Raw genomic sequence first — 19946 nt, forward strand, 5'->3', positions numbered from 1 at the left:
ACTCAGGATTCGGCTGCGTTTTGAATCGCGGCTAACAATGAGCGGAGGTCGTAAGAGCCATCGTGGCGCACACCGTTGATGAAAAAAGTCGGCGTGCCGTTGACCCCGCTCTGGATTCCGCTGAGTAAGTCTTCGCGTATCCTGGCTGCGTGGGCGTGGTCGGCGAGTTCGCGACTGAATCGAGGCACATCAAGACCGAGGTTAGCTGCATATTCCATTAGATGTTTGCGATCGAGTGCCTGTTGATGTTCAAAGAGATGGTCGTGCATCTCCCAAAACTTACCTTGCGCCCCAGCTGCTTCTGCTGCCTGCTCGGTGTAGGGATGCATACTGGTTAATGGGAAGTGGCGGTAGACAAAGCGCATCAGATCCTCGGTCAACTGCTGTAGCTCTTTGACGGTGAAATGGGCACGGCTGCAATAAGGACACTCATAGTCGCCGTATTCTACGAGGGTGACGGGTGCATTTTTTGACCCTCAGATCCGATCGCTAACTGGGAGGCTAAGTTTGCCCGTTGCTGTTGTTATCATGTTGTCACCTCCTGCTGGGAAGGAGTGCTTTGGGAAACCGCAGCGTCACTGCCCTTGCCCGTTGCCTCTGTGCCCATTACCTAGGTTTACTTTTACAACCTTGTTTCTATCTTCTTCAGCCTTGGGCAGCCTCAGCTTGAGAATGCCATCTTTGTATTCTGCTTGTACCTGGTCATGCTGGACGCGGGTAGGTAGGGGAATCACGCGCTGAAACCTGCCATAGCGGAATTCAGTACGGGTAATACCTCTTTCTTCCATTCTAATTTCTGACTTACGCTCACCGGAAATAGACACTGCCTCTGGCGATACCTGCACATTTAGGTCTTCGCGGTCTATACCAGGAATTTCTACCTTGAGATGAATTGCATCGGGGGTTTCTTCTATCTCAGCGGAGGGAATAAAGGCAACCCCTTCCTCTGGTCTACGACCTGTCGGTGCTATTTCATCAAACAAGCGGTTTAACTGCCGCTGCAAAGTTTCAACCTCTCGGAAAGGTTCCCAACGAACGAGTGCCATAATTTTAAGTCTCCCGATCTGAACTTGAGTGTTTAGAATTCTGCATTAGACTGGGTTTTGTCAGTCGCTGAAACAGCGTTGCTATTCTGCCAGTGCTGAACTCTGTTGACACTATAGATAATAGATAAGAAATCTAAGGGTTTTCTAAGGACATTATGATGATTGGGTATTGGCACAAGGCAAACTGTAAACAGAAAAACAAATAACTTCCCTTGAACCTTTCTCAGTACCCAATACCCAGTAACCAGTCTCCTTAATAGTCGAAGCCAGGGCCAGGGCCGACACCAGCTGGCGCTTTCTCGTGCTTGTCAGGTTTTTCTACCACAACACCCTCAGTGGTCAGCACCATACCACCAATAGATGCAGCATTCTGCAAAGCACTACGAGTCACCTTCGCTGGATCGACAATGCCTGCCTCGAACATATTCACAAATTTATTAGCAACGGCATCGTATCCCTCATCAAAGGGCAGTTCGCGGACGCGCTCCACAATCACCGCACCATTAGCACCAGCATTATCAGCAATACGACGTAGTGGGGTATAAAGGGCGCGAGCCACAATCATGGTGCCCGTCAACTCTTCATCCTTCATTTGACTCTTTGCCCATTCCTCAACTTGGGGAGCAATGTGTGCTAGTGTTGTACCACCACCAGGCACAATTCCTTCTTCAACTGCGGCTTTGGTGGCATTAATTGCATCTTCTAGACGTAGCTTGCGGTCTTTGAGTTCAGTTTCGGTGGCAGCACCGACCTTAATCACCGCCACACCACCTGCCAGTTTCGCCAGCCGTTGTTGCAGTTTTTCTTTATCGTAGGAGGATTCAGCTTCTTGGATTTGGCGACGAATTTGTTCGATGCGAGCTTTGACAGCTTCTTCGTTGCCTTCTGCCACGATGGTTGTGTCGTCTTTGGTAACGATCGCTCGCCTTGCTTTACCAAGCATTTCTAACTTGACATTTTCCAGCTTTAAGCCCGTATCTTCGCTAATCACCTGACCACCTGTGAGCGCTGCGATGTCTTCCAGCATTGCTTTGCGTTGAGCGCCAAAGCCGGGAGCCTTCACTGCCGCAACTCGCAGCACACCGCGCAAATGGTTGACAACTAAAGTTGCCAAGGCTTCTTTTTCAATGTCATCCGCAATGATTAGTAGGGGTTTGCCTGTCCGAGCAATTTGCTCCAGAATCGGTACTAAATCTTGAACCAGCGTAATCTTGCGATCGGTGATTAAAATGTGGGGTTCTTCCAGTACTGCCTCCATTCGCTCTGGATCGGTGACAAAGTAAGGCGAAACGTACCCTCTATCAAAACACATTCCTTCAGTGACTTCCAGTTCGGTCGTTGTGGATCTGCCTTCTTCCAGAGAGATCACACCTTCTTTGCCCACTTTTTCCATCGCCTCAGCCACAATCCGACCCACTTCTGGGTCATTACCCGCAGAAATGGTTGCGACCTGGTCAATGTCCCTAGAATCTTTAATTGGACGGGCGTGTTCTTTAATTTTTTCGATGACGAATTCCGTAGCTTTATCAATTCCCCGCTTTAGCGTTAGGGGATCGGCACCAGCAGTAACGTTGCGTAGCCCTTCTTTAACCATCGCGTGAGCCAGCACAATTGCAGTGGTGGTTCCGTCACCCGCGACATCGTTTGTCTTGGAGGCTGCTTGACGCAGCAAGGAAATCCCGGTATTTTCAGTGGGGTCTTCCAATTCAATTTCTTTGGCAATAGTCACTCCATCATTGACGATTTGGGGAGCGCCATATTTTTTCTCCAAAACTATATTCCGCCCTTTGGGGCCGAGGGTGACAGCGACGGCTTCCGTCAGAGTGTCAAAACCCTTTTCCAATGTCCAACGGGCCGTATCCTTGTACAGAATTGTCTTTGCCATAGGAATCTTGTCCTTGTTAATAATTAATTAAGATATTTTCAGTAGTGCTGAATAGAGACGCGATAAATCGCGTCTGTACAAGAGGTAGGAGTTTTATCTTCCGCTGTCTTCCCTGCTCTCTTTTCCCCAATACTCAGTCTCTTTGAAAGCTGCTTACTCGACGATCGCCAGGACATCTTTTTCAGACATCAACACGTACTCTTTGCTACCGAGTTTAATGTCGGTTCCGGCATATCTGGAATAGAGAACTCTATCGCCAATTTTCACTTCCATTGGCTGACGAGAGCCATCGTCATTACGCTTGCCCGGGCCGACTTGCACCACTTCTCCAATCTGTGGCTTTTCTTTGGCGGTGTCGGGCAATAAAATTCCCCCAGCAGTTTTTTCTTCCGCTTGCGCGACCTTAATAAAGATGCGTAGGCGTAGCCCGTCGCAGACATCGCCCAACGGTTTTACTGTCGAAATATTCAGCGATACGGCTGCCATAGGCTATTCTCCTGTTGAGAAGGCAGAAGGCAGAAGGTACATTCACGTTATTCTTTTTCCTTAGTGAGTGGACTTTAAACCCACAACTTAAAGTTTTTTCTTCGATCTTTCTTCCTTTCTGCACCCGACAGTATGCGTCATGCCTTTTTATGTAAAAATTGTGTCTTTGTAGATTGGTACTGCTCAGTAATTATTACCTTAACCAAAAAATCTAAGGACTTTCTGAGGAAATCATGGCGAATTTACAATAGGTTGTGTTGCAAAAACTGGGCGCGGGATAATTTCTGTTGAAGTTGGGCGGAATTGCGTGCGATCGCTAGCTGTCGATCTACCTACAATTTGGTATCGTTGTAGGAGAGGATAGCGATCGCATTTGTAGTTGAGTTCCGAGCTATCAATAAATTATTTGGTCTTTATATCTCGCTTTTGCAGCATTACAGGTACAAATATCTTGTTATATTCAGCTAAAGCAAGAATGAGAAACGCAATAGCCAGGATGATGGCGGCTGGAAGTCCTCCATATTGGACTAATGCAACTGTATCTAATTGTTTCAAAGGTGAGGTGATGGCTTTTTCAGTTGTACAAACCAGTTTTTCTGGTTTCGCTGTTGTTTGGCAGCGCAATAGCTGATTTGTTTTTTCTTGCTCTTGAATAGTCTCAGATACTGAAGAGTAATTCATAAATATATTAAATCCTTTAATCAATTCATAGGATGTAATGACCAACAAATACATCCTAGAAGCTGCTTTTAAAAAAGTCCCAGAAAAGAATTTCCAGTAAATAAAATATAAGCGGAAAAATTTTTCCGCTTATTTTATAAAGCGGAAAACATATACATTCCAAAGCTAATTCAGTTAAACTGAATCAAAATATGCAGACTTCTAAGAAGGTTTGGGAAGATAGCAGTAACTATGAAAAGCTGGCACACATTTTTAAGAACCGAGGTGTTTCCTCAAGAGCGATATGGATTAACCAAAACTGAGCAAGCTATTTTTCTGTCTAAATTTCCTAGCCAAGAAACTGTCAAAACTAACAAACAGGTTGCAGATCGAGCGATTAAAGATGATGAATTGCCTTCTAATCCAGAAACTGTTAGAAAGCATATGTGGACAATATACAATGAACGGTTCTGTCCAAAGGATGGCAAGGAAGGTTTTCCGGGTTATAAACAGAAAAGCCGAAATAAAGATCGAGAATTCCTCGCTTGGTTAAAACAACGGTATTTGCAATGGCTCGAAACTTTTAACTCTGATACTCCACTTCAGTCAGCTTCAGAAGCTAACCATGTAATTCAAGTATCCCCGGCAGTATTAGGAAAGCTAAGCAGCCATGTACCAGATTTACCATTAAATTCCTTACCACGCATTGATGCACTCAAAGACTTAAAAAAATTAGTACTTGATGGTAAAAACCAACCAGTAGCCGTTACTGGAACTGCGCTTAGAGTTGGAGTGCAAGGTATGGGCGGAATTGGCAAATCAGTTTTGGCAGCAATGCTAGCACGCGATGAGGAGGTGCGGTATAGTTTTCCTGATGGTATCTTGTGGGTAACGCTTGGTCAAAATCCAGCACTTACCTTACGGCAATTAGATTTAGCCAAAATGCTGGGCGATAGTTCACAGATATTCCATGATGTGCAACAGGGCAGAGTTCACTTGAGCGAATTGTTAGTAAATAAAGCTTGCTTGGTGATTCTAGATGATGTGTGGCAAAGCAAACACGCTGAGGCGTTTAATGCACTAGGGCAGAAGTGCAAGATGTTAATTACAACACGCGACAATAAGGTGCTTCAGGAACTCGGTGCTGTTGGATGTTTGCTAGGTTTGCTGGAGGATGAACAGGCGCTAACACTCTTGGCATTGTGGGCAAAACAAGAGAAAGAAACATTACCTGTTGAGGCAGATGAAGTGGTGCGAGAATGTGGTAACTTGCCTTTGGCGCTAGCAATGATTGGTGCATTAGTCCAAAGTAAGCCAGACCGTTGGGGCAATCTGCTGTACAAGCTTCGCAATGCCGATCTAGAAAAAATTAGGTATCAGTTTCCTGATTACCCTTATCCAAACTTGCTCAAAGCGATTCAAGTCAGTATTGAGGCATTAGAGACTGATATCCAAAAGCGCTATTTAGATTTTGCCGTTTTTCCAGAAGATACGCCTATTCCTGAAACTATGTTGCAAACTTTTTGGGAACCGGAAGGGCTAGATGAATTCGACACGCAAGATGTGGTAGATGCGCTGGTAGAGCGATCGCTAGCACGGCGTGACGATCGGGGATGCTTAACTTTGCATGACCTCCAGTATGATTATGTGCGTAAGCAAGCTGGTAATTTACAGTCATTGCATAACCGTTTTGTGAATTCTTACTCTTCACGTTGCTCAAATGGCTGGCATACTGGCCCAAATGATGGCTATTTTTTTGAAAATTTAACTTACCATCTACATGAATCTGGGCGAAAAGAAGAACTGTATAAACTACTAACTAAATCCCCAGATTGGATGGAAGCAAAATTTATTGCTTGTACAGGTGATACGGCGTATGTTGCTGATTTGGATTTGGCAATAAGTGACTTTGCCGATCCATTAGAAGCAAATCAACTTTTAATGTTAATCCAACTTTACACAGCACGTCAGGCAGTAAATCTTCGGGTCAGCGGCTATTTTAATACCGACCTAGAAACCTTAGTGTGGCTGGGATGTGAGGATGAAGCTTTAAGTCATGCACGTTTACGCTCTGATTTGGAATATCGGTTAAATGGCTTATTGACTATCTATAAGGCTTTGCAAGAAAAAGCTAGGCCTAATTATTCTCTTCTCGATGAAGCTTCGGAGATTGCACAAGTAGTCAACGACTATGAAGAGCAAATAAGAATACTAAGCAAATTAGCAGCAACACTAACGCAAGCTGGGCGCAAAATAGAAGCAGACACAATCTTTACTGACCTTGCAGAATTGGCATGGGCAGAGAAGGAAGATGAAGAAAATGGTACAGAGTCTGGGCTAAGAGAATTGGCTGTAGCACTGGGACAAGCTGAACGCTTTGCTGAAGCTGAAGAAATCTTAGAGGCAATTGAAAATAATGAGGATCGAGTATGGGTATTAAAAGAGTTAGCAGCTGCACTGGCTAAGTCTGGACGAGAGATAGAAGCATTAGCAGTTTTTGATGAAGCGATCGAAGGTGCTGCTATGGAAGACTATGAACTATGGATAGAAACATCAGTAGAACTGATAGAAGCATTGATTCAATTTGGATATTTTAGCGAAGCTGAAGAAATTGTACGCTCAGACGATGACTATTTATTTCAAGCTTTAGCACTTAGCAAGCTGGGAACAGTATTGGAGCAAGTTGGAGATTTTACCAAAGCTAATATCATTTTTGCAGAAGTTGCAGAACTCATACCAAGAATAGAAGTCGATTGCTACCAGCATTGGGCAATGAGTGAATTAGCAATAGCACTAGCTAAGTCTGGAAGAAGAGAAGAAGCTAAAAATATTATGCTCAAAAAAGCCAAGGTAGTTTTGAAGTTGAAAGACGCTTACGCACTGGCAGAATCTCGGCGAACTTTAGCATTAGCGTTAGCCCTAGCTGGGTATAAAACAGAAGTGGAGGCTATTTTTATCAAAGCTGAAGAATTAGCACAAACAATCGAAGATGAACCACGTCAAGCATTAGTACTAAGAAAGTTAGCAGTATCGCTAGCTCAAGCTGGATATAAGGACAAATCCCACAAAATCTTGGGTAGAGATATCGAAGTCACAAAGAATATTGAGGAAGCTCACAGACAAGGATGGAGACTTTGTCAATTGGCTGTTGCAATGGCTGAGAGTGGATTGACAACAGAAGCAAAAACAGCTTTTGATGAAGTAATAAAGTTAATTCATAAAGTTGAGAATAATTCAGAGCAAGCACGACTACTGGAACACTTATCTATATCACTAGCACAAGCAAAGTACTTTACTGAAGCTGAGAAAGTAGTACAAGAGATTAACCAAGATTGGGATAAGGAATCGGCTTTATTAGAGTTAGTACAAGCAATGAGTAAGAATAAATGTTTCATCGAAGCCAAACAAGTTATACAAATGATTGAGAAGGATTGTCGTACAGCATGGGCAAGGAAATATTTTGCAATTGAGCTAGCTAAGGCAGGAGAGTTTATAGAAGCGCAAAAAGTTATAGAGATGATTGATATTGAAAGAAATTTTGAGCGAGCCGAGCCAATAAAGGAAGTTGTAATAGCATTAGCCAAAGCTAGAGCTTTCACAGAAGCAGAAGAATTAGCACAAATGATTGAAATTAATTCAGACTACGTAGAAGCACTAGGAGGGTTAGCAGCCGGACTTATTCAAGCAGGGCGTAAAGAAGAAGCTAATGCTTTTGTAGAAGAAGCTAGAGAATTTTTACAAACCATTGAAAGTAGCTATTTTAAAAAAAAGGTAGTAGAAAACTTGGCAAATGCACTAGGTAGAGTTGGCAGTTTTCCAGAGGCACTTAGAACGCTCGATATCCAAGAAATGGATAAATTTTTATCTACTTTAGCTGAATGGCTTGAAGCTTTTGAGGAAGTTCAGCCAAAACTTTCCATCATAATTATGCGAGAGGTAATTCGCATTGCTGGTTGGGTTCGTCCAGATTGGCAAGAAATCTATGATGTATTTCCTGCCTAATCAGTTAGATAAACTTAAGAAACGCGATCGCCCTTTCTCTTGAACACAGCAAGCGATCGCTCCCACCGTAGAGTTGGTTAAGAAAAGAAAGTATTACGCTCGTAGGGATTCATCTCATTGCCATGCTCGACTTGAGCGACTAGTCTGACTTGCTCCAGTAGTCGTGCTAATTTGTGAGGCATGTTACCGATTGAGCCAACGTGACAGCTTTCTTGCCAAAAATGGCATGACCCAGTAGCTCTTGATGACAACAACTAACGCTGTTGTTACGAGCAACCCAACGAGCGACCCTGCTCCCATTGCACTGACAATGCCTCCGATCGCAAATGCAAAGACAACAGTTGCCAACCAGCTAATCAACGTCTGCTTATGTGGATTGGCTCTAGGGACACGTACCTGAGTCCACAATGCTTGTTCTCCATACACTGGCTCATAAGATGGTATTCCATCGGTAAGCGGATCGAGTTGAGCCAGACAATCGCGACGTTCAGGAGAGTTGAACCATCTTTCTAGAGATTCTCGATCGGCAAATCGAAACACATAGCGCCTGTTACCCAGATTATCAGGTTCAATCGAGGTCGTTCCGAGATAGCCTGGAAAGGTTGCCGATCGCAGAATCAGTTCAGAAATACGCTGCTCGAATTGAGCTTCTTTCCCAGCTTTGGGTCGGCGAGTATGAATGTAGGTTGCAGGAATAGGTCGCGTAGGCGTAGCCCGTCGTAGACATCGCTCAACCATAATGTTGAAACTTTCTCAAATTACTGAGGCTCAGACAAATCATTTCCAATCCAATCAATACGATCGTTGGGGATTTGGGAAGGCATTACTCCTACAAAGTTTGCGGCATCGTCAATGCTTCCTTTACCGTTATACCTAGCTTGCATCGGGTAAGGAAATATCGGTCTTGTTCTGATAATGGTTGCATTGCTGCTCGTTGCTCTTTCTGTCGGATTGCTGAACCCACCACTTGCTGAGTCGGCAGCCGTTTGGGATGCAATGATTTTAGTGGGGGGAGTGCCTTGTTCAACCCACGCCACAATCGGTGTGAGCCAATCCACGCGGCTAGGCCCCGTTCCGCCTTGACAGTGATACACTCCAGGCAGCATAAACAATCTGGCAAACGATTGCACCTTGGTAAGACCGCCCATTGTATCTTGAACTGCCTGATAGTAAGCGAGCGTGCCTTGAGGGGGAATCGCTGGATCGGCCCACCCATGATAGAGAATGAGTTTCCCACCACATCTGCAAAGTGTAAAAATCAATTCAGATGTTTCAAATTGGCAGACGATTTAATATTTTTCTAGTAGAAAACTATTAAATCTTCTTCTCTCTACAGGACTAAATTGAAGCATAGAATTACGCTCGTGAAATCAGACTTCAAAGTGTGACCGATCGCGCCTATTTTCGCTTGACAAAATTTTTAGTAATACCCCTAGCTTGTTGCTGCTGCGATCGCCTATTTGTCTTGAAAAACAGTCAGTGCGATCGCTCAAAGCATAACTCACTCAAGTAACCAGCCAAACAAGCCTGCTACAGTCAGGTTGAAATCTTTAGCAAATTCTGGGACTGGCAAACGCGTTCCTGCTTCATCGTAAAAAGTGGCGCTTTGATTAGACTTGTCCGAAAACTCCTCGCGCCAGATTGTTCAAAGCTTTGAGACTAAGCTTTGATATCTTCGTAAAAACGTAGTTATAAGGGTTTGAGATAGTTAATTATAGTTTATAGGCATAAAAATTAAATCCTTGTTTTTCAAAATTCCTTATTATTCCTAATAGCTAAGTTGGGAAAATTAAACTACCAATCCTGAGCCTAACTAATCCACAAACCGTTAAAATAATTTGTTCATAATTATCAAGCTTTCAGCGAAATATTTGTGAGGCTATGCGGAATATTTTGCGATTGTAATTGTTCATAACTAATTCCTAAAATTTGTTTTGTTCGGTGTGGATACTTTTGGATATAATCAAAAACCATAACTAATGTTGAAAAATGGTAGACGGTCAATTTAACGTTTTACCATTTTTCTTTTATGTAGTAAGAATTACCACCATCTACAACAATATCGTCAGTATTTAGAAGCGGCATGAGGGTGTGCAAGGTAGCATTCAACGTCGCTGCTGGCAGCATCAGCCAAATGATGCGGGGTTTTGTAAGTGCATCGACTAGCTCAACAAATGAGGTTACACCACGAGCGATCGCTCCTTCCTGAACCAGCGCCCCTGCTTTTTGTGGCTGACAAGTGTAGCCAATCACGGTATGTCCAGCCTGGGTTAGACGGCGTGCCATGTTAGCTCCCATTCGTCCTAGTCCTATAATTCCCAGTTCAATAACATGCCCTGTATTTAAGTTACATAAAGAATTGGGAGTATCCATCCCGCAATAGCGCCAGTACCGCAGACGGCTACCAGAATCAGGAAAACCTCAGTTCGACTTAACTCTATTTCCAGCAAATTTTCGACGGACTGGTCTAATGCCACATCCAGGGTGAAAATGCCAATCCAGGATAGAGCGATCGCTACTGCCAAACCAAGAAATCCGCTTGATATCGATGCCCCAGCCAGAATCCATGCAGAACCGAACGTGAGAGACAATAAGCCCGCCCAGACATGAAATCCGGTGAGTATACAGGCACGGACTGCGGCAATTGCCAACATAAGCATCACTACCCCAACTTGCGAGAATGAGCCATCAAGCCAGAGAGTCCACCCCAATCCGCTATATCCCAACATTAGCACCGTCAGCCAAACCACACTAATGAGAAAATGCCACCAATAAAATTGTTTTGAATGAGGCAGCTGATGGTCTTGTTCAAATGTCGTTGCGATTTTGTTAACCATAGAATTTATACCAATTCGTAATGAAAGGACGCAAGGCCTTGCCCCATACTCAGATGAATTTGGTTTTCCAGGGAGAGCATCTTTAGCCTTCTTCTAGAGAATTGATATACGACACTGCAAGCTCTAGTTGTAAGGCAATCTCATGTTTGCTGAACTTAAACTAATTGATGAATATGCTTTAACGCTAATTAGCAAATCTAAGGAAAATCTGAGGATCCTGGCTTCACTTCAGATTGAGTATGTCCTACTACCATCTCACGGAAATGCGGAAATTGTTTTTATTTTCTTGTAGTTACATGGTTTCTTCTTGATTAAAAAATAAAATCAGCATCTATCCATAGAAATATTTTTTTGAAATTACTGTTTTTGTAAACATTTTTGAGAACTAACTATGCAAAAATGATGTTATTACTTAATGAATTTCAATGTGTCTTATTCCAAAAAGAATTTGACTGGGCGATCGCCTGAAATAAAATATATATGTTTTTTAAAAATGTCGCTAAAACTAAGAATGTAAACATCGAGCAAATAGATATTTAATATGTAATTTGCGTTCCTATAATGACTAATTTAAAGTTCAGTTTAGGAATGAAGTGATTTTTAGATTTTTGACAATAAAAGGAACAGTTTATTGTTTAAGAAAGACTTTTTTAAACATTGTACTGATATTACCGCTAAATTTTCCCTGCGAACTATTATTATCGTTACCTGATATATATTTTAGCGATACTATCACCTTTAACTTATATTATGACTGTGTGCCGACAAGTAAAGAAAAAAATATGCTGATGCATAGTTAGTTTCCCAGTTGGTGCTAACCACTTCAACCAGTAATTTAAGCAATCGCTGGAGATAAATATCTGCAATATCAGGCGATCGCTCTAAAATATTGTCCAATCTTCTATTTGTCATCAAATACACGATAGAGCCAAACATTCATATCAATAAAAGATGCACTAGAAGTTATAACTAACAGCTATATGAGCAAGAACTTGACATTTAAGCAATTGCTTATATATTATTGAAATAGTTAAGCGTTTGCTTAAATATATAGTTGAATCTGAATGAGTAGACCTGCTGCTAGTGCCGATGTCTTCGTGGCGATCGCAGATCCCACACGCAGGGCACTATTGGATCTGTTACGTATTGGTGAGCAACCAGTCAAACAACTGGCTGAGCCATTTGCTATGAGCTTGCCAGCTATTTCTCAGCATTTACAGATTCTGTGTGAAGCGGGATTAGTACAAATGCGGAAAGCAGGGCGACAGCGCTTATATCGACTGAATCCAGAGCCATTAAAGCAGATATCTGACTGGATTGCTGATTACGAGCAGTTCTGGCAAGAAAAACTAGATGCTCCAGGCAGTTATTTGGAGGAAAATTCATGTTCCGAAACCTGAATTTGGAAGTGTTTTGTCCCTATCCCCCTCAACAACTTTGGCAGATACTCACCAACCGTCAAGCATTGGCAGCGTGGTTAATGGAAAACGAGTTTAAGGTAAGATAAGTGAACTAATTTAAGAAATATTTGCTCTGCTAGAAAAGCATATACCAGAGGTGGATATGACAGAAGCTTGGCAACATTATAAGCTTTGGTGAAACAAATATAATTCGTAATTAAGACGTACAGACTCAGGCTTTATACAAACGATTTCTAATCCTAAACCTGTTCGCAAATTGTACTTTTCAATTTAGAATTAAATATGGCTCACCAAATTTTTATTGATACTCAAACACAACAGTGGATTAATATAGAGCTATTTCCAGGAACACAAATTCTGCCATTAGCAGAACCAGTTCCACAAAGTTCAATTCATAAACTGCGGATGGCTGCTGATACTGTAATACCCGTTCATTACCATCCTTATGATGAGTATGTTTATGCCGTACCCCTGCGGGGAAGCAAGCTACGCGTAGTGTTTCCGCTAGGAGAAGGCTAGCCGGCCAACGGACTGCCTCCCCTCGTGCCCTTCAGGTGACGCTCCTAACGTCGCTAACGCAGTCGCTCATAGGGAGCCAGTGCGTTGGGCGGTTTTGCCGACTTGTAGACGCGCTCTGCGCGGCTTCCCGCAGGGTAGCAACTGGCGTGGAAACCCCCAAGACCGCGCTGTCTCACCTTCTGCCTTCTACTTATTGCCGCTCTTGATAATCATCAGAAGACTTCGGATCTAACTCCCAGCGAGCATCGTCACGCTCCTCTAACATATCGGCTGTATGAAGAGGCTCATCATCATCTATTTCCACCCCAACTGCTGCTGCTAGATTCTCGACTATATCTTGATCGGGAGTGGCAACAGTACCACCAACAGCTTCATCCCCTACCGCATCTTCTTCTTCCCAATCAGCATCAATATCACCACCAGTGATTTCGGGGCTAGTATGTGTATACTGATGCCATTTTTGCAGCATGGTTCGCCCACCAATATTATACCCCGGTAGGTCTTTCACCCCAGTGCCGTAGGATTCGGTAATTTCCTCTGGTAAATCACTAGATTCAATTTCGCGATCTTTATTTTTTTCTGCCATAATATTTAACCTTTTCTGCATCCTCACAATAACGTTTTCCAAGCAAAAAGTTGTATTGCCGAGGATGTACGACTTTAGAAATAAAAAAATCTATCCCCTTGGAACGAAGCTGAGATAGTTATTACAGCATAATCTTGTAAATGTAAATTCACGCTCAAGCCACATGTAATTATATCTATTAGTTATGAGTTAGGAGTTATTAACCCACAACAATGCTCAGTTATCATCTTCTTACTCATAACTACTTTTTTTACCAAAATCAATCTTTATTAATGCCGCTCCTTTGGCTTTTGTTCGTACTTTTAAATCTGAACTATCAGCGGCAAGTATTGATTTTGATTAGCGGAGGTAGAAAGTGGAATACGACGAGTTCATTACTCATGTACAAAGCCTAGCTCAATCAAATTCTCGCGAAGAGGCAGAACGTGCCACCCGTGCTACGCTGGCAACTATTAAGGAACATGTGGCTGGTGATGATGCAAAAGAACTAGCAGCACATTTGCCTCAAGAACTAGGTGACTATTTAGTAGGACGAGAGGGGAATGGCGTTCAATCATTCAACTTGCAGGAATTTATTGCGCGTGCAAGTCAAAAAGAAAATATAGAACCAACCACTACCGCAATTCATGTTCGAGCCGTTTTTGCAGTGTTACAAAATGCTATAAAACCCGAAGTATTTGCTGCATTTCACAATCATTTTTCTCACGATTACGAAGAACTGTTCGCTACGTAACTAACAAGCCCAATGCTTGCATAATCAAAACTTCAAAAAAACTCATTTAGTTAGAAAAATTCTAGAAGTAGATTGAATCTATGCCACATCACAACAATCATTCTGACAGGAAACAAGTCGCCATCCTCATTGAACATGACGTAGAAGATGTAGAATTCATAGTCCCTTGTAACGGATTAAAGCAAGCAGGGATAAATGTAGTTGTCCTTGGTTCGCGCATGAATGAAAAATACAAAGGTAAACGTGGCAAACTTTCCACACAAGCCGATACCACTATAGCCGAAGCACTAGTTTCAGAATTCGATGCCGTCGTCATCCCTGGTGGTATGGCTCCCGACAAAATGCGGCGTGACCCCAATACAGTAAGCTTCGTACAAGAGGCAGTCCGACAAGGAAAATGGGTAGCTGCGGTTTGCCACGGGCCACAACTTTTCATAGAAGGTGACTTGCTCAAAGATAAACGAGCCACTGGCTTCAGAGCTATCCGTAAGGACATCATCAATGCAGGTGCAAATTTTGTTGATGATTCATTGCTAGTGGATGGAAATTTAATTACATCCCGCGAACCTGGCGACCTGGCGATTTTCACAACAGCTGTACTGAATCGTCTGGGTTACGGCGGCAAAGAAGTTGCACTGCCAAACGAGAAAGACACAACTGCTGAATGGTGGAAATTAGCTGATGCTTGGGGTGGTTCTACCAAAGGTGATATTGTCAAAGGTTTGAATACCGGTCTTGGTGACGAGCGTTATTCACTGGAAGCCTTAGAGAAATACCTGGAAAAAGAATCAGATCGAGAAGTGCGATCGCTCTTTCAAGAAATGATTGCCAAAAAACAGGGTCATATCGAAATGCTAGAAGCTTATCTTCATAAATTGGGAGAAAAACCTTCTTTGCTGGCAAATCTCGCAAATCAGTACGCTAAAGTCAAAGCTGCCTTGACTGGAAGTGATGACATGTATCAGTTAGTTTGCGCTTTAAGAGATGTGCAAACGGGTATTGGCGAGTTCGACAATTTGAGCGCAATGTACACCGATCCAGTAGCAACGGCTATTTTCAAAGTAATTTACCACGATCTGCTGACATACGAACAGCGCTTAGGAGAACTATACCGGGCGCGGGTAGCCAGTGCTATTCAGCGTTCACAACCGACTACAGGAGCAGCGGTGTAGATATCAACTTTTGAACGAACCGCAGAGAGAAAAAAGTCTTTGTAACTCTGCGGTGATTTTATTACGAGCGGGAGATAAATAAGTGACTTCAACACCCGAAAATAAACTAACTATCAGTCAGGGTGAAGCTAGTGAAAGTGAACGTTGGGCATCTCTTATAGGCGGTAGTGCGCTAGTGCTAATGGGTTTAAAAGAAGGCTCCTTACGAGGAGTGTTAACGGCTTTGGCTGGTGGAGGTTTGATTTATCAAGCCGCAACGAAACAAAGTACCGTTAAACAAGTGCAAGAAGCTATAGGCATGAACCAACCTATCAAAGTTGAAAAAACAGTAACGATTAATAAACCAGCAGACGAACTATACAACTTTTGGCACAACTTTGAGAATCTGCCCAGATTTATGAAGCATCTCAAATCCGTGAAAGTATACAATGAGAAACGTTCTCACTGGATTGCCAATGCTCCCTTAGGTCAAAGTGTGGAATGGGATGCAGATATTTTGGAAGATCGGGAAAACGAGTTTATTTCTTGGGCTTCTGTGGAAGGTGCAGATGTTGATAACTCTGGTTTTATCCGTTTTCAAAAAGCATCAGGCGATCGCGGTACTGAAGTGAAAGTTGTGCTGGAATATAATCTGCCTGGTGGAGGCTTGACATCTGCTGTAGCAAAACTTTTCGGTGAAGAACCAGAACAGCAAATAGGAGATGATTTGCGTCGCTTCAAGATGCTAATGGAAGCAGGCGAAATCGCTACAACCGAAGGTCAACCAAGAGGTAAAGGCTGAAGGGTGAAGTACAAAAACCTTCAAAATGGGACAGATGCATGGGCAGAAATATATGCATTTGTTACTCTAGCTAGTCTTGGATGGCAAGCTCGCTCCAAGCTTTGTGATAACCCATCAATTACCGCTTGAAGAAGCGACCCACGGTTATCACATTTTTCAACAGAAAAAGGACAACTGTATCAAAGTTGTTCTGAAACCTTGAATGACTATTCGCTCATTCAGGATTTTGATTTGTACACCCAAAATAATACAAGTGAGGTTTTTTATGAATCAGGTAATTTCTTGGTTCCGGAATATTCGCATATCTCAGATAATTTTGGTTTTTTTAGTAGGATTTATGTTTTTATTGGGTCAGGCTTTTAGCTTTGTTAACGTAGCACAAGCTGATGTCAAAACTCCAGAGGGTATTTATTATAAAGGAATCCCCGATGGGCAAAGGGATGTTAGAAACGACACTCAAAGAAATGACCGGAATAAATTAAAAGACGCTGGTGATAATATCCGCGAAAAGCTCAACTTGGATGAAAAAACTCCTCGGTCTACAAAAGAGTTTTTTGATTCTGCGAAAAACAGAGTTGGAGACAAAGTTGGAGACAAATTGTATGAAACTCAAGAGGGTTATTACCGAAATCCTTCTAGCAAACAGTTGAGAGACAGAACCTAGACTTTTAGCACCTTTAGAGTCTAATTATTGACTTATATATTGCTGAATAAGCTTTAAAAAGTTGCTGAGGCGCGAGAACTATCGCGTCTCAAAATTAGGCCAAACCAAGATATTAATCTTAATATCAATTAAGCCAAAAAGCATAACTAAGGACTAATTAATTATGAAAGCAGTTTGCTGGCATGGGGCAAACGATGTACGGGTGGATACAGTTCCCGACCCCAAAATTCTCAACCCGCGTGATGCCATTGTTAAAATTACTTCTACAGCAATCTGCGGTTCGGATTTGCATATTTACAACGGCTACATCCCCACAATGCAAAAAGGCGATATCCTTGGTCATGAATTTATGGGGGAAATCGTTGAACTAGGAAGTAATGTTAAACATGTGAAAGTTGGCGATCGCGTGGTTGTTCCCTTCACTATCTCCTGCGGTAACTGTTTTTTCTGCAATCGAGATTTATGGTCACTATGCGATAACTCTAACCCCAACGCTTGGATGGTAGAGAAGCAAATGGGCTATTCGCCATCAGGTCTTTTTGGCTACTCTCATTTATTTGGTGGTTATGCTGGTGGTCAAGCAGAGTATGCCAGAGTACCTTTTGCTGATGTGGGCTTGTTCAAAATCCCCGATGGTTTAACGGATGAGCAAGTACTATTCTTAACTGATATTTTCCCAACAGGTTACATGGCAGCCGAGAACTGCAATATCAAAACTGGTGATATTGTCGCCGTTTGGGGTTGCGGTCCCGTTGGACAATTTGCCATTAAAAGCGCATATCTCCTTGGTGCAGAACGCGTCATTGCCATTGACCGCATTCTCGAACGCCTCCAAATGGCTAAAGAATACGGCAAAGCCGAAATTCTCAACTACGAAGAAGTGGATGTTGGGGAAGCACTCAAAGAGATGACTGGCGGACGCGGCCCCGATGCCTGTATTGATGCCGTAGGAATGGAGGCACATGGCACAGATTTGATGTCATTCTATGACCAAGCAAAGCAAGCGGTGCGTCTAGAAACAGACCGTCCAACAGCATTACGGCAAGTAATTGTGTCTTGTAGTAAAGGTGGTCATGTATCAATACCAGGGGTTTATGGTGGCTTTATCGACAAAGTACCTATGGGTGCTGCCATGAACAAGGGTCTGACTTTCAAAATGGGACAAACACACGTTCATAAGTATTTAAAGCCCTTGCTAGAACACATTCAAAACGGTGAAATCGATCCAACCTTTATCATCAGCCATAGATTGCCTATAGAAGAAGCGCCACATGGCTACGAAATCTTCAAGCACAAGAAAGATAACTGTACCAAAGTTGTACTCAAACCGTAAGGTCATTTGTTCTTTGTCGGTTGTCAGTTATGAATTTTAGCTACTGACTACTGACTACTGACTACTAACAAACTATGTTTGACTTACTAAAATCAGAACTTACACGCCGTACTATTTTACACAAAGCAGGTTTTGGGTTAATCGCACTTAGTACGTTTGGGGCGGTAGGTACTATTTTCAAACCTACCCGTACCCTTGCTCAAGCAGGGCCAGCACCTGCGAAAGAACCACTACCTCCAGAAAAAAAGTTAGGATGGGCAGTTGTCGGTTTAGGCAAGTTTGCCACCCAACAGATTATTCCGTCTTTTGGCGAATGTAAGCGTTCTAAGTTAGTAGCGTTGGTAAGTGGCGATCGCACCAAGGCTGAACGATATGCACAGCAATACGGTGTTAATCCCAAGAATATCTACAACTATCAAAACTACGATAGTATCCGCGATAACCCAGAAGTAGATGTGATATATGTCATATTGCCCAATGGGTTGCACGCAGAATACAGCATTCGCGGCGCACAAGCAGGCAAGCACATCATGTGTGAAAAGCCAATGGCTAACACCGTCGAAGAGTGCCAAGCAATGATTAACGCTGCCAAAAAAAGCGATCGCAAGTTAATGATTGCCTACCGATGCCAATATGAACCATACAACCTCACTGCTATCCAGATAGCACAGAGCGGTAAACTTGGCAAACTGAAAGCGATCGCTTCAGACCACGGACGCAACCTAGACCTCAAAGACCCCGCAGATCGCTGGCGTGCAAATAAAAAACTAGCTGGCGGTGGTTCCCTGTACGACATTGGTATTTACAGCTTGCAAGCGGCACGTTACATCACAGGTGAGGAACCACAAGAAATTAGCGCCATGATGTATAGCACTCCTGGTGACCCCCGCTTTCGGGAAGTAGAGGAAAATGTCAACTTCGTGCTGCGTTTCCCCAGTGGCGTACTTTCCAACTGCACCTCTAGCTATGGCTACTCGGATACCAAGCGCATCCAAGTTTTTGGGTCTGATGCAACCTTGGAGTTAGATCCAGCAACTGACTATTACCAACACCGCCTCACGATTAAGCGTAAGAACGGCAACGAAGAACAAAATATCGAAGAAAAGAACCAGTTTGCCCTAGAGATAGATCATTTGTCCGAATCTATCATGCAAAACAAACAACCCAAAACTCCAGGTGAAGAAGGTTTGCAGGATGTCAGGTTAATGCAATTAATTTACGAAGCAGCTCGCACTGGCAAAACAATCAAAGTTTAAAAGTAAATGAGGAAACAGATATGACTGATACAAGCGTTACCAAAATAGACTCTAGTCATTCTCCTAAAGGTCAACTAGGTCAGAAGTATCTTGCATCTGGCAAATCGGTATCGATGCGTCTTTGGGAAGGTGAACAGCCAGGAGAAGCTAAAGAAGCAACCGCACGAGAATATGAAACAGTTGGTTATGTAATTAATGGTCGCGCAGAGTTGCACACTGAAGGTCAAAAGATTTTACTCGAACCAGGAGATTCCTGGGTAGTACCAAAAGGAGCCTCCCACACATACAAAATTTTGGAACCATTCACCGCAGTTGAGGCAACCAGTCCCCCTGCTCAAGTTCACGGACGTGATGAAAATTAACACGTAATTCCTTACTCACTACCAAGCTGTAGCTTTGTAATATCTAGCCAGAGTCTTAGTCTCTTGAGTTTGGACTAATTTGCATTTAGCAGCAATGAATAGAAGGCAAGAGAAAGTTACTCAACTTCTTTTAGAGGCTGAGTTAATTGAAATCGTTAAAAAAGAAGCAGAAACTAAGCAGCAGTTAGGTCAGCGTTCTTAAG

Annotated in this window: 23 protein-coding genes and 2 pseudogenes; 13 read left to right on the plus strand and 12 right to left on the minus strand. The window is 42.9% G+C overall.

Annotated elements, in window-relative coordinates; all coding sequences use genetic code 11:
* Positions 1-2: 2 nt before the first annotated feature.
* From RMY31_RS26095 to RMY31_RS26115, 5 genes and pseudogenes are all read right to left on the minus strand, one after another.
* A pseudogene (locus RMY31_RS26095) lies at positions 3-464 on the minus strand (DsbA family protein); the annotation flags it as partial.
* Between the two features lie 111 nt (positions 465-575).
* On the minus strand, positions 576-1046 hold the full coding sequence (locus tag RMY31_RS26100; protein ID WP_322665601.1) for an Hsp20/alpha crystallin family protein: 471 nt from the start codon (positions 1044-1046) through the stop codon (positions 576-578).
* Positions 1047-1299: 253 nt separating this feature from the next.
* The gene (gene groL, locus RMY31_RS26105) at positions 1300-2931 is read right to left on the minus strand and encodes a chaperonin GroEL (RefSeq protein WP_322665599.1); all 1632 of its coding nucleotides are present in this window, start codon (positions 2929-2931) and stop codon (positions 1300-1302) included.
* Positions 2932-3084: 153 nt separating this feature from the next.
* On the minus strand, positions 3085-3417 hold the full coding sequence (gene groES / locus RMY31_RS26110; protein ID WP_322665597.1) for a co-chaperone GroES: 333 nt from the start codon (positions 3415-3417) through the stop codon (positions 3085-3087).
* A gap of 402 nt (positions 3418-3819) precedes the next feature.
* Positions 3820-4098 carry a hypothetical protein gene (locus tag RMY31_RS26115; RefSeq protein WP_322665595.1) on the minus strand — a complete coding sequence of 93 codons (279 nt, stop codon included), beginning with the start codon at positions 4096-4098 and terminating at the stop codon, positions 3820-3822.
* A 231-nt stretch (positions 4099-4329) separates the two neighbouring features.
* Here RMY31_RS26115 and RMY31_RS26120 point away from each other — a divergent pair, with 231 nt between their 5' ends.
* Positions 4330-8079, plus strand: a complete 3750-nt coding sequence (locus RMY31_RS26120) for an NB-ARC domain-containing protein (protein ID WP_322665593.1) — start codon at positions 4330-4332, stop codon at positions 8077-8079.
* A gap of 183 nt (positions 8080-8262) precedes the next feature.
* On the opposite strand, the gene RMY31_RS26125 is transcribed toward RMY31_RS26120, so the two are convergent.
* Positions 8263-8817, minus strand: coding sequence for an antibiotic biosynthesis monooxygenase (locus RMY31_RS26125; protein ID WP_322665590.1), 555 nt, complete (start codon positions 8815-8817; stop codon positions 8263-8265).
* Positions 8818-8837: 20 nt separating this feature from the next.
* Positions 8838-9341 carry a tannase/feruloyl esterase family alpha/beta hydrolase gene (locus RMY31_RS26130; RefSeq protein WP_322665588.1) on the minus strand — a complete coding sequence of 168 codons (504 nt, stop codon included), beginning with the start codon at positions 9339-9341 and terminating at the stop codon, positions 8838-8840.
* 122 nt (positions 9342-9463) lie between these two features.
* Here RMY31_RS26130 and RMY31_RS26135 point away from each other — a divergent pair, with 122 nt between their 5' ends.
* On the plus strand, positions 9464-9592 hold the full coding sequence (locus tag RMY31_RS26135; protein ID WP_409878454.1) for a hypothetical protein: 129 nt from the start codon (positions 9464-9466) through the stop codon (positions 9590-9592).
* 500 nt (positions 9593-10092) lie between these two features.
* On the opposite strand, the gene RMY31_RS26140 is transcribed toward RMY31_RS26135, so the two are convergent.
* From RMY31_RS26140 to RMY31_RS26150, 3 genes are all read right to left on the minus strand, one after another.
* Positions 10093-10452: an NAD(P)-binding domain-containing protein gene (locus RMY31_RS26140; protein ID WP_322665586.1), complete on the minus strand. Its 360-nt coding sequence runs from the start codon at positions 10450-10452 to the stop codon at positions 10093-10095.
* A complete protein-coding gene (locus RMY31_RS26145) occupies positions 10422-10916 on the minus strand; it encodes a hypothetical protein (protein ID WP_322665584.1) in 495 nt (164 codons plus the stop codon). The genes RMY31_RS26140 and RMY31_RS26145 overlap by 31 nt, the downstream gene beginning before the upstream one ends.
* A 738-nt stretch (positions 10917-11654) precedes the next feature.
* A complete protein-coding gene (locus RMY31_RS26150; RefSeq protein WP_322665582.1) occupies positions 11655-11828 on the minus strand; it encodes a hypothetical protein in 174 nt (57 codons plus the stop codon).
* 152 nt (positions 11829-11980) lie between these two features.
* On the opposite strand from RMY31_RS26150, the gene RMY31_RS26155 reads away from it, so the two are divergent.
* The 3 genes from RMY31_RS26155 (at position 11981) to RMY31_RS26165 (ending at position 12856) form a co-directional block, all read left to right on the plus strand.
* The gene (locus RMY31_RS26155; RefSeq protein ID WP_322665580.1) at positions 11981-12316 is read left to right on the plus strand and encodes a metalloregulator ArsR/SmtB family transcription factor; all 336 of its coding nucleotides are present in this window, start codon (positions 11981-11983) and stop codon (positions 12314-12316) included.
* Positions 12301-12423 (plus strand): hypothetical protein, encoded by a 123-nt coding sequence (locus RMY31_RS26160; protein WP_322665578.1) that lies wholly within the window; start codon positions 12301-12303, stop codon positions 12421-12423. Before RMY31_RS26155 ends, RMY31_RS26160 begins: the two co-directional genes overlap by 16 nt.
* A 196-nt stretch (positions 12424-12619) precedes the next feature.
* Positions 12620-12856: a hypothetical protein gene (locus RMY31_RS26165; protein ID WP_322665577.1), complete on the plus strand. Its 237-nt coding sequence runs from the start codon at positions 12620-12622 to the stop codon at positions 12854-12856.
* A gap of 53 nt (positions 12857-12909) precedes the next feature.
* Here the strand turns inward: RMY31_RS26165 and RMY31_RS26170 are convergent, their stop codons facing one another.
* A complete protein-coding gene (locus RMY31_RS26170; protein ID WP_409878457.1) occupies positions 12910-13032 on the minus strand; it encodes a hypothetical protein in 123 nt (40 codons plus the stop codon).
* A 14-nt stretch (positions 13033-13046) separates the two neighbouring features.
* Positions 13047-13442 (minus strand): DUF6335 family protein, encoded by a 396-nt coding sequence (locus RMY31_RS26175; RefSeq protein WP_322665575.1) that lies wholly within the window; start codon positions 13440-13442, stop codon positions 13047-13049.
* Between the two features lie 355 nt (positions 13443-13797).
* Here RMY31_RS26175 and RMY31_RS26180 point away from each other — a divergent pair, with 355 nt between their 5' ends.
* From RMY31_RS26180 to RMY31_RS26215, 8 genes and pseudogenes are all read left to right on the plus strand, one after another.
* The gene (locus RMY31_RS26180; protein ID WP_322665573.1) at positions 13798-14175 is read left to right on the plus strand and encodes a DUF2267 domain-containing protein; all 378 of its coding nucleotides are present in this window, start codon (positions 13798-13800) and stop codon (positions 14173-14175) included.
* 80 nt (positions 14176-14255) lie between these two features.
* Positions 14256-15347: a DJ-1/PfpI/YhbO family deglycase/protease gene (locus tag RMY31_RS26185; RefSeq protein ID WP_322665571.1), complete on the plus strand. Its 1092-nt coding sequence runs from the start codon at positions 14256-14258 to the stop codon at positions 15345-15347.
* Positions 15348-15429: 82 nt separating this feature from the next.
* Positions 15430-16128 (plus strand): SRPBCC family protein, encoded by a 699-nt coding sequence (locus RMY31_RS26190; RefSeq protein WP_322665568.1) that lies wholly within the window; start codon positions 15430-15432, stop codon positions 16126-16128.
* A gap of 16 nt (positions 16129-16144) precedes the next feature.
* A pseudogene (locus RMY31_RS26195) lies at positions 16145-16330 on the plus strand (glutathione-dependent formaldehyde dehydrogenase); the annotation flags it as partial.
* Between the two features lie 63 nt (positions 16331-16393).
* Complete coding sequence (locus RMY31_RS26200) at positions 16394-16792, plus strand: hypothetical protein (protein ID WP_322665566.1); 399 nt, start codon at positions 16394-16396, stop codon at positions 16790-16792.
* Between the two features lie 163 nt (positions 16793-16955).
* A complete protein-coding gene (locus RMY31_RS26205; RefSeq protein ID WP_322665564.1) occupies positions 16956-18125 on the plus strand; it encodes a zinc-dependent alcohol dehydrogenase in 1170 nt (389 codons plus the stop codon).
* Between the two features lie 74 nt (positions 18126-18199).
* Positions 18200-19381: a Gfo/Idh/MocA family oxidoreductase gene (locus tag RMY31_RS26210; RefSeq protein ID WP_322665562.1), complete on the plus strand. Its 1182-nt coding sequence runs from the start codon at positions 18200-18202 to the stop codon at positions 19379-19381.
* Positions 19382-19401: 20 nt separating this feature from the next.
* Positions 19402-19743 (plus strand): cupin domain-containing protein, encoded by a 342-nt coding sequence (locus tag RMY31_RS26215; RefSeq protein ID WP_322665560.1) that lies wholly within the window; start codon positions 19402-19404, stop codon positions 19741-19743.
* The last annotated feature ends 203 nt before the right edge of the window (positions 19744-19946 follow it).

Origin of the sequence: Dendronalium sp. ChiSLP03b, from assembly GCF_034531165.2 — a bacterium.
Taxonomy (GTDB): Bacteria; Cyanobacteriota; Cyanobacteriia; order Cyanobacteriales; family Nostocaceae; genus Dendronalium; species Dendronalium minutum.

Coding starts and splice junctions, on each gene's coding strand:
- RMY31_RS26160 (WP_322665578.1), top strand. CDS start 12,301: ATGTTCCGAAACCTGAATTTGGAAGTGTTTTGTCCCTATCCCCCTCAA.
- RMY31_RS26125 (WP_322665590.1), bottom strand. CDS start 8,817: ATGGTTGAGCGATGTCTACGACGGGCTACGCCTACGCGACCTATTCCT.
- RMY31_RS26210 (WP_322665562.1), top strand. CDS start 18,200: ATGTTTGACTTACTAAAATCAGAACTTACACGCCGTACTATTTTACAC.
- groES (WP_322665597.1), bottom strand. CDS start 3,417: ATGGCAGCCGTATCGCTGAATATTTCGACAGTAAAACCGTTGGGCGAT.
- RMY31_RS26200 (WP_322665566.1), top strand. CDS start 16,394: ATGAATCAGGTAATTTCTTGGTTCCGGAATATTCGCATATCTCAGATA.
- RMY31_RS26120 (WP_322665593.1), top strand. CDS start 4,330: ATGAAAAGCTGGCACACATTTTTAAGAACCGAGGTGTTTCCTCAAGAG.
- RMY31_RS26165 (WP_322665577.1), top strand. CDS start 12,620: ATGGCTCACCAAATTTTTATTGATACTCAAACACAACAGTGGATTAAT.
- RMY31_RS26155 (WP_322665580.1), top strand. CDS start 11,981: ATGAGTAGACCTGCTGCTAGTGCCGATGTCTTCGTGGCGATCGCAGAT.
- RMY31_RS26205 (WP_322665564.1), top strand. CDS start 16,956: ATGAAAGCAGTTTGCTGGCATGGGGCAAACGATGTACGGGTGGATACA.
- RMY31_RS26175 (WP_322665575.1), bottom strand. CDS start 13,442: ATGGCAGAAAAAAATAAAGATCGCGAAATTGAATCTAGTGATTTACCA.
- groL (WP_322665599.1), bottom strand. CDS start 2,931: ATGGCAAAGACAATTCTGTACAAGGATACGGCCCGTTGGACATTGGAA.
- RMY31_RS26185 (WP_322665571.1), top strand. CDS start 14,256: ATGCCACATCACAACAATCATTCTGACAGGAAACAAGTCGCCATCCTC.
- RMY31_RS26150 (WP_322665582.1), bottom strand. CDS start 11,828: ATGACAAATAGAAGATTGGACAATATTTTAGAGCGATCGCCTGATATT.
- RMY31_RS26115 (WP_322665595.1), bottom strand. CDS start 4,098: ATGAATTACTCTTCAGTATCTGAGACTATTCAAGAGCAAGAAAAAACA.
- RMY31_RS26140 (WP_322665586.1), bottom strand. CDS start 10,452: ATGGATACTCCCAATTCTTTATGTAACTTAAATACAGGGCATGTTATT.
- RMY31_RS26145 (WP_322665584.1), bottom strand. CDS start 10,916: ATGGTTAACAAAATCGCAACGACATTTGAACAAGACCATCAGCTGCCT.
- RMY31_RS26100 (WP_322665601.1), bottom strand. CDS start 1,046: ATGGCACTCGTTCGTTGGGAACCTTTCCGAGAGGTTGAAACTTTGCAG.
- RMY31_RS26215 (WP_322665560.1), top strand. CDS start 19,402: ATGACTGATACAAGCGTTACCAAAATAGACTCTAGTCATTCTCCTAAA.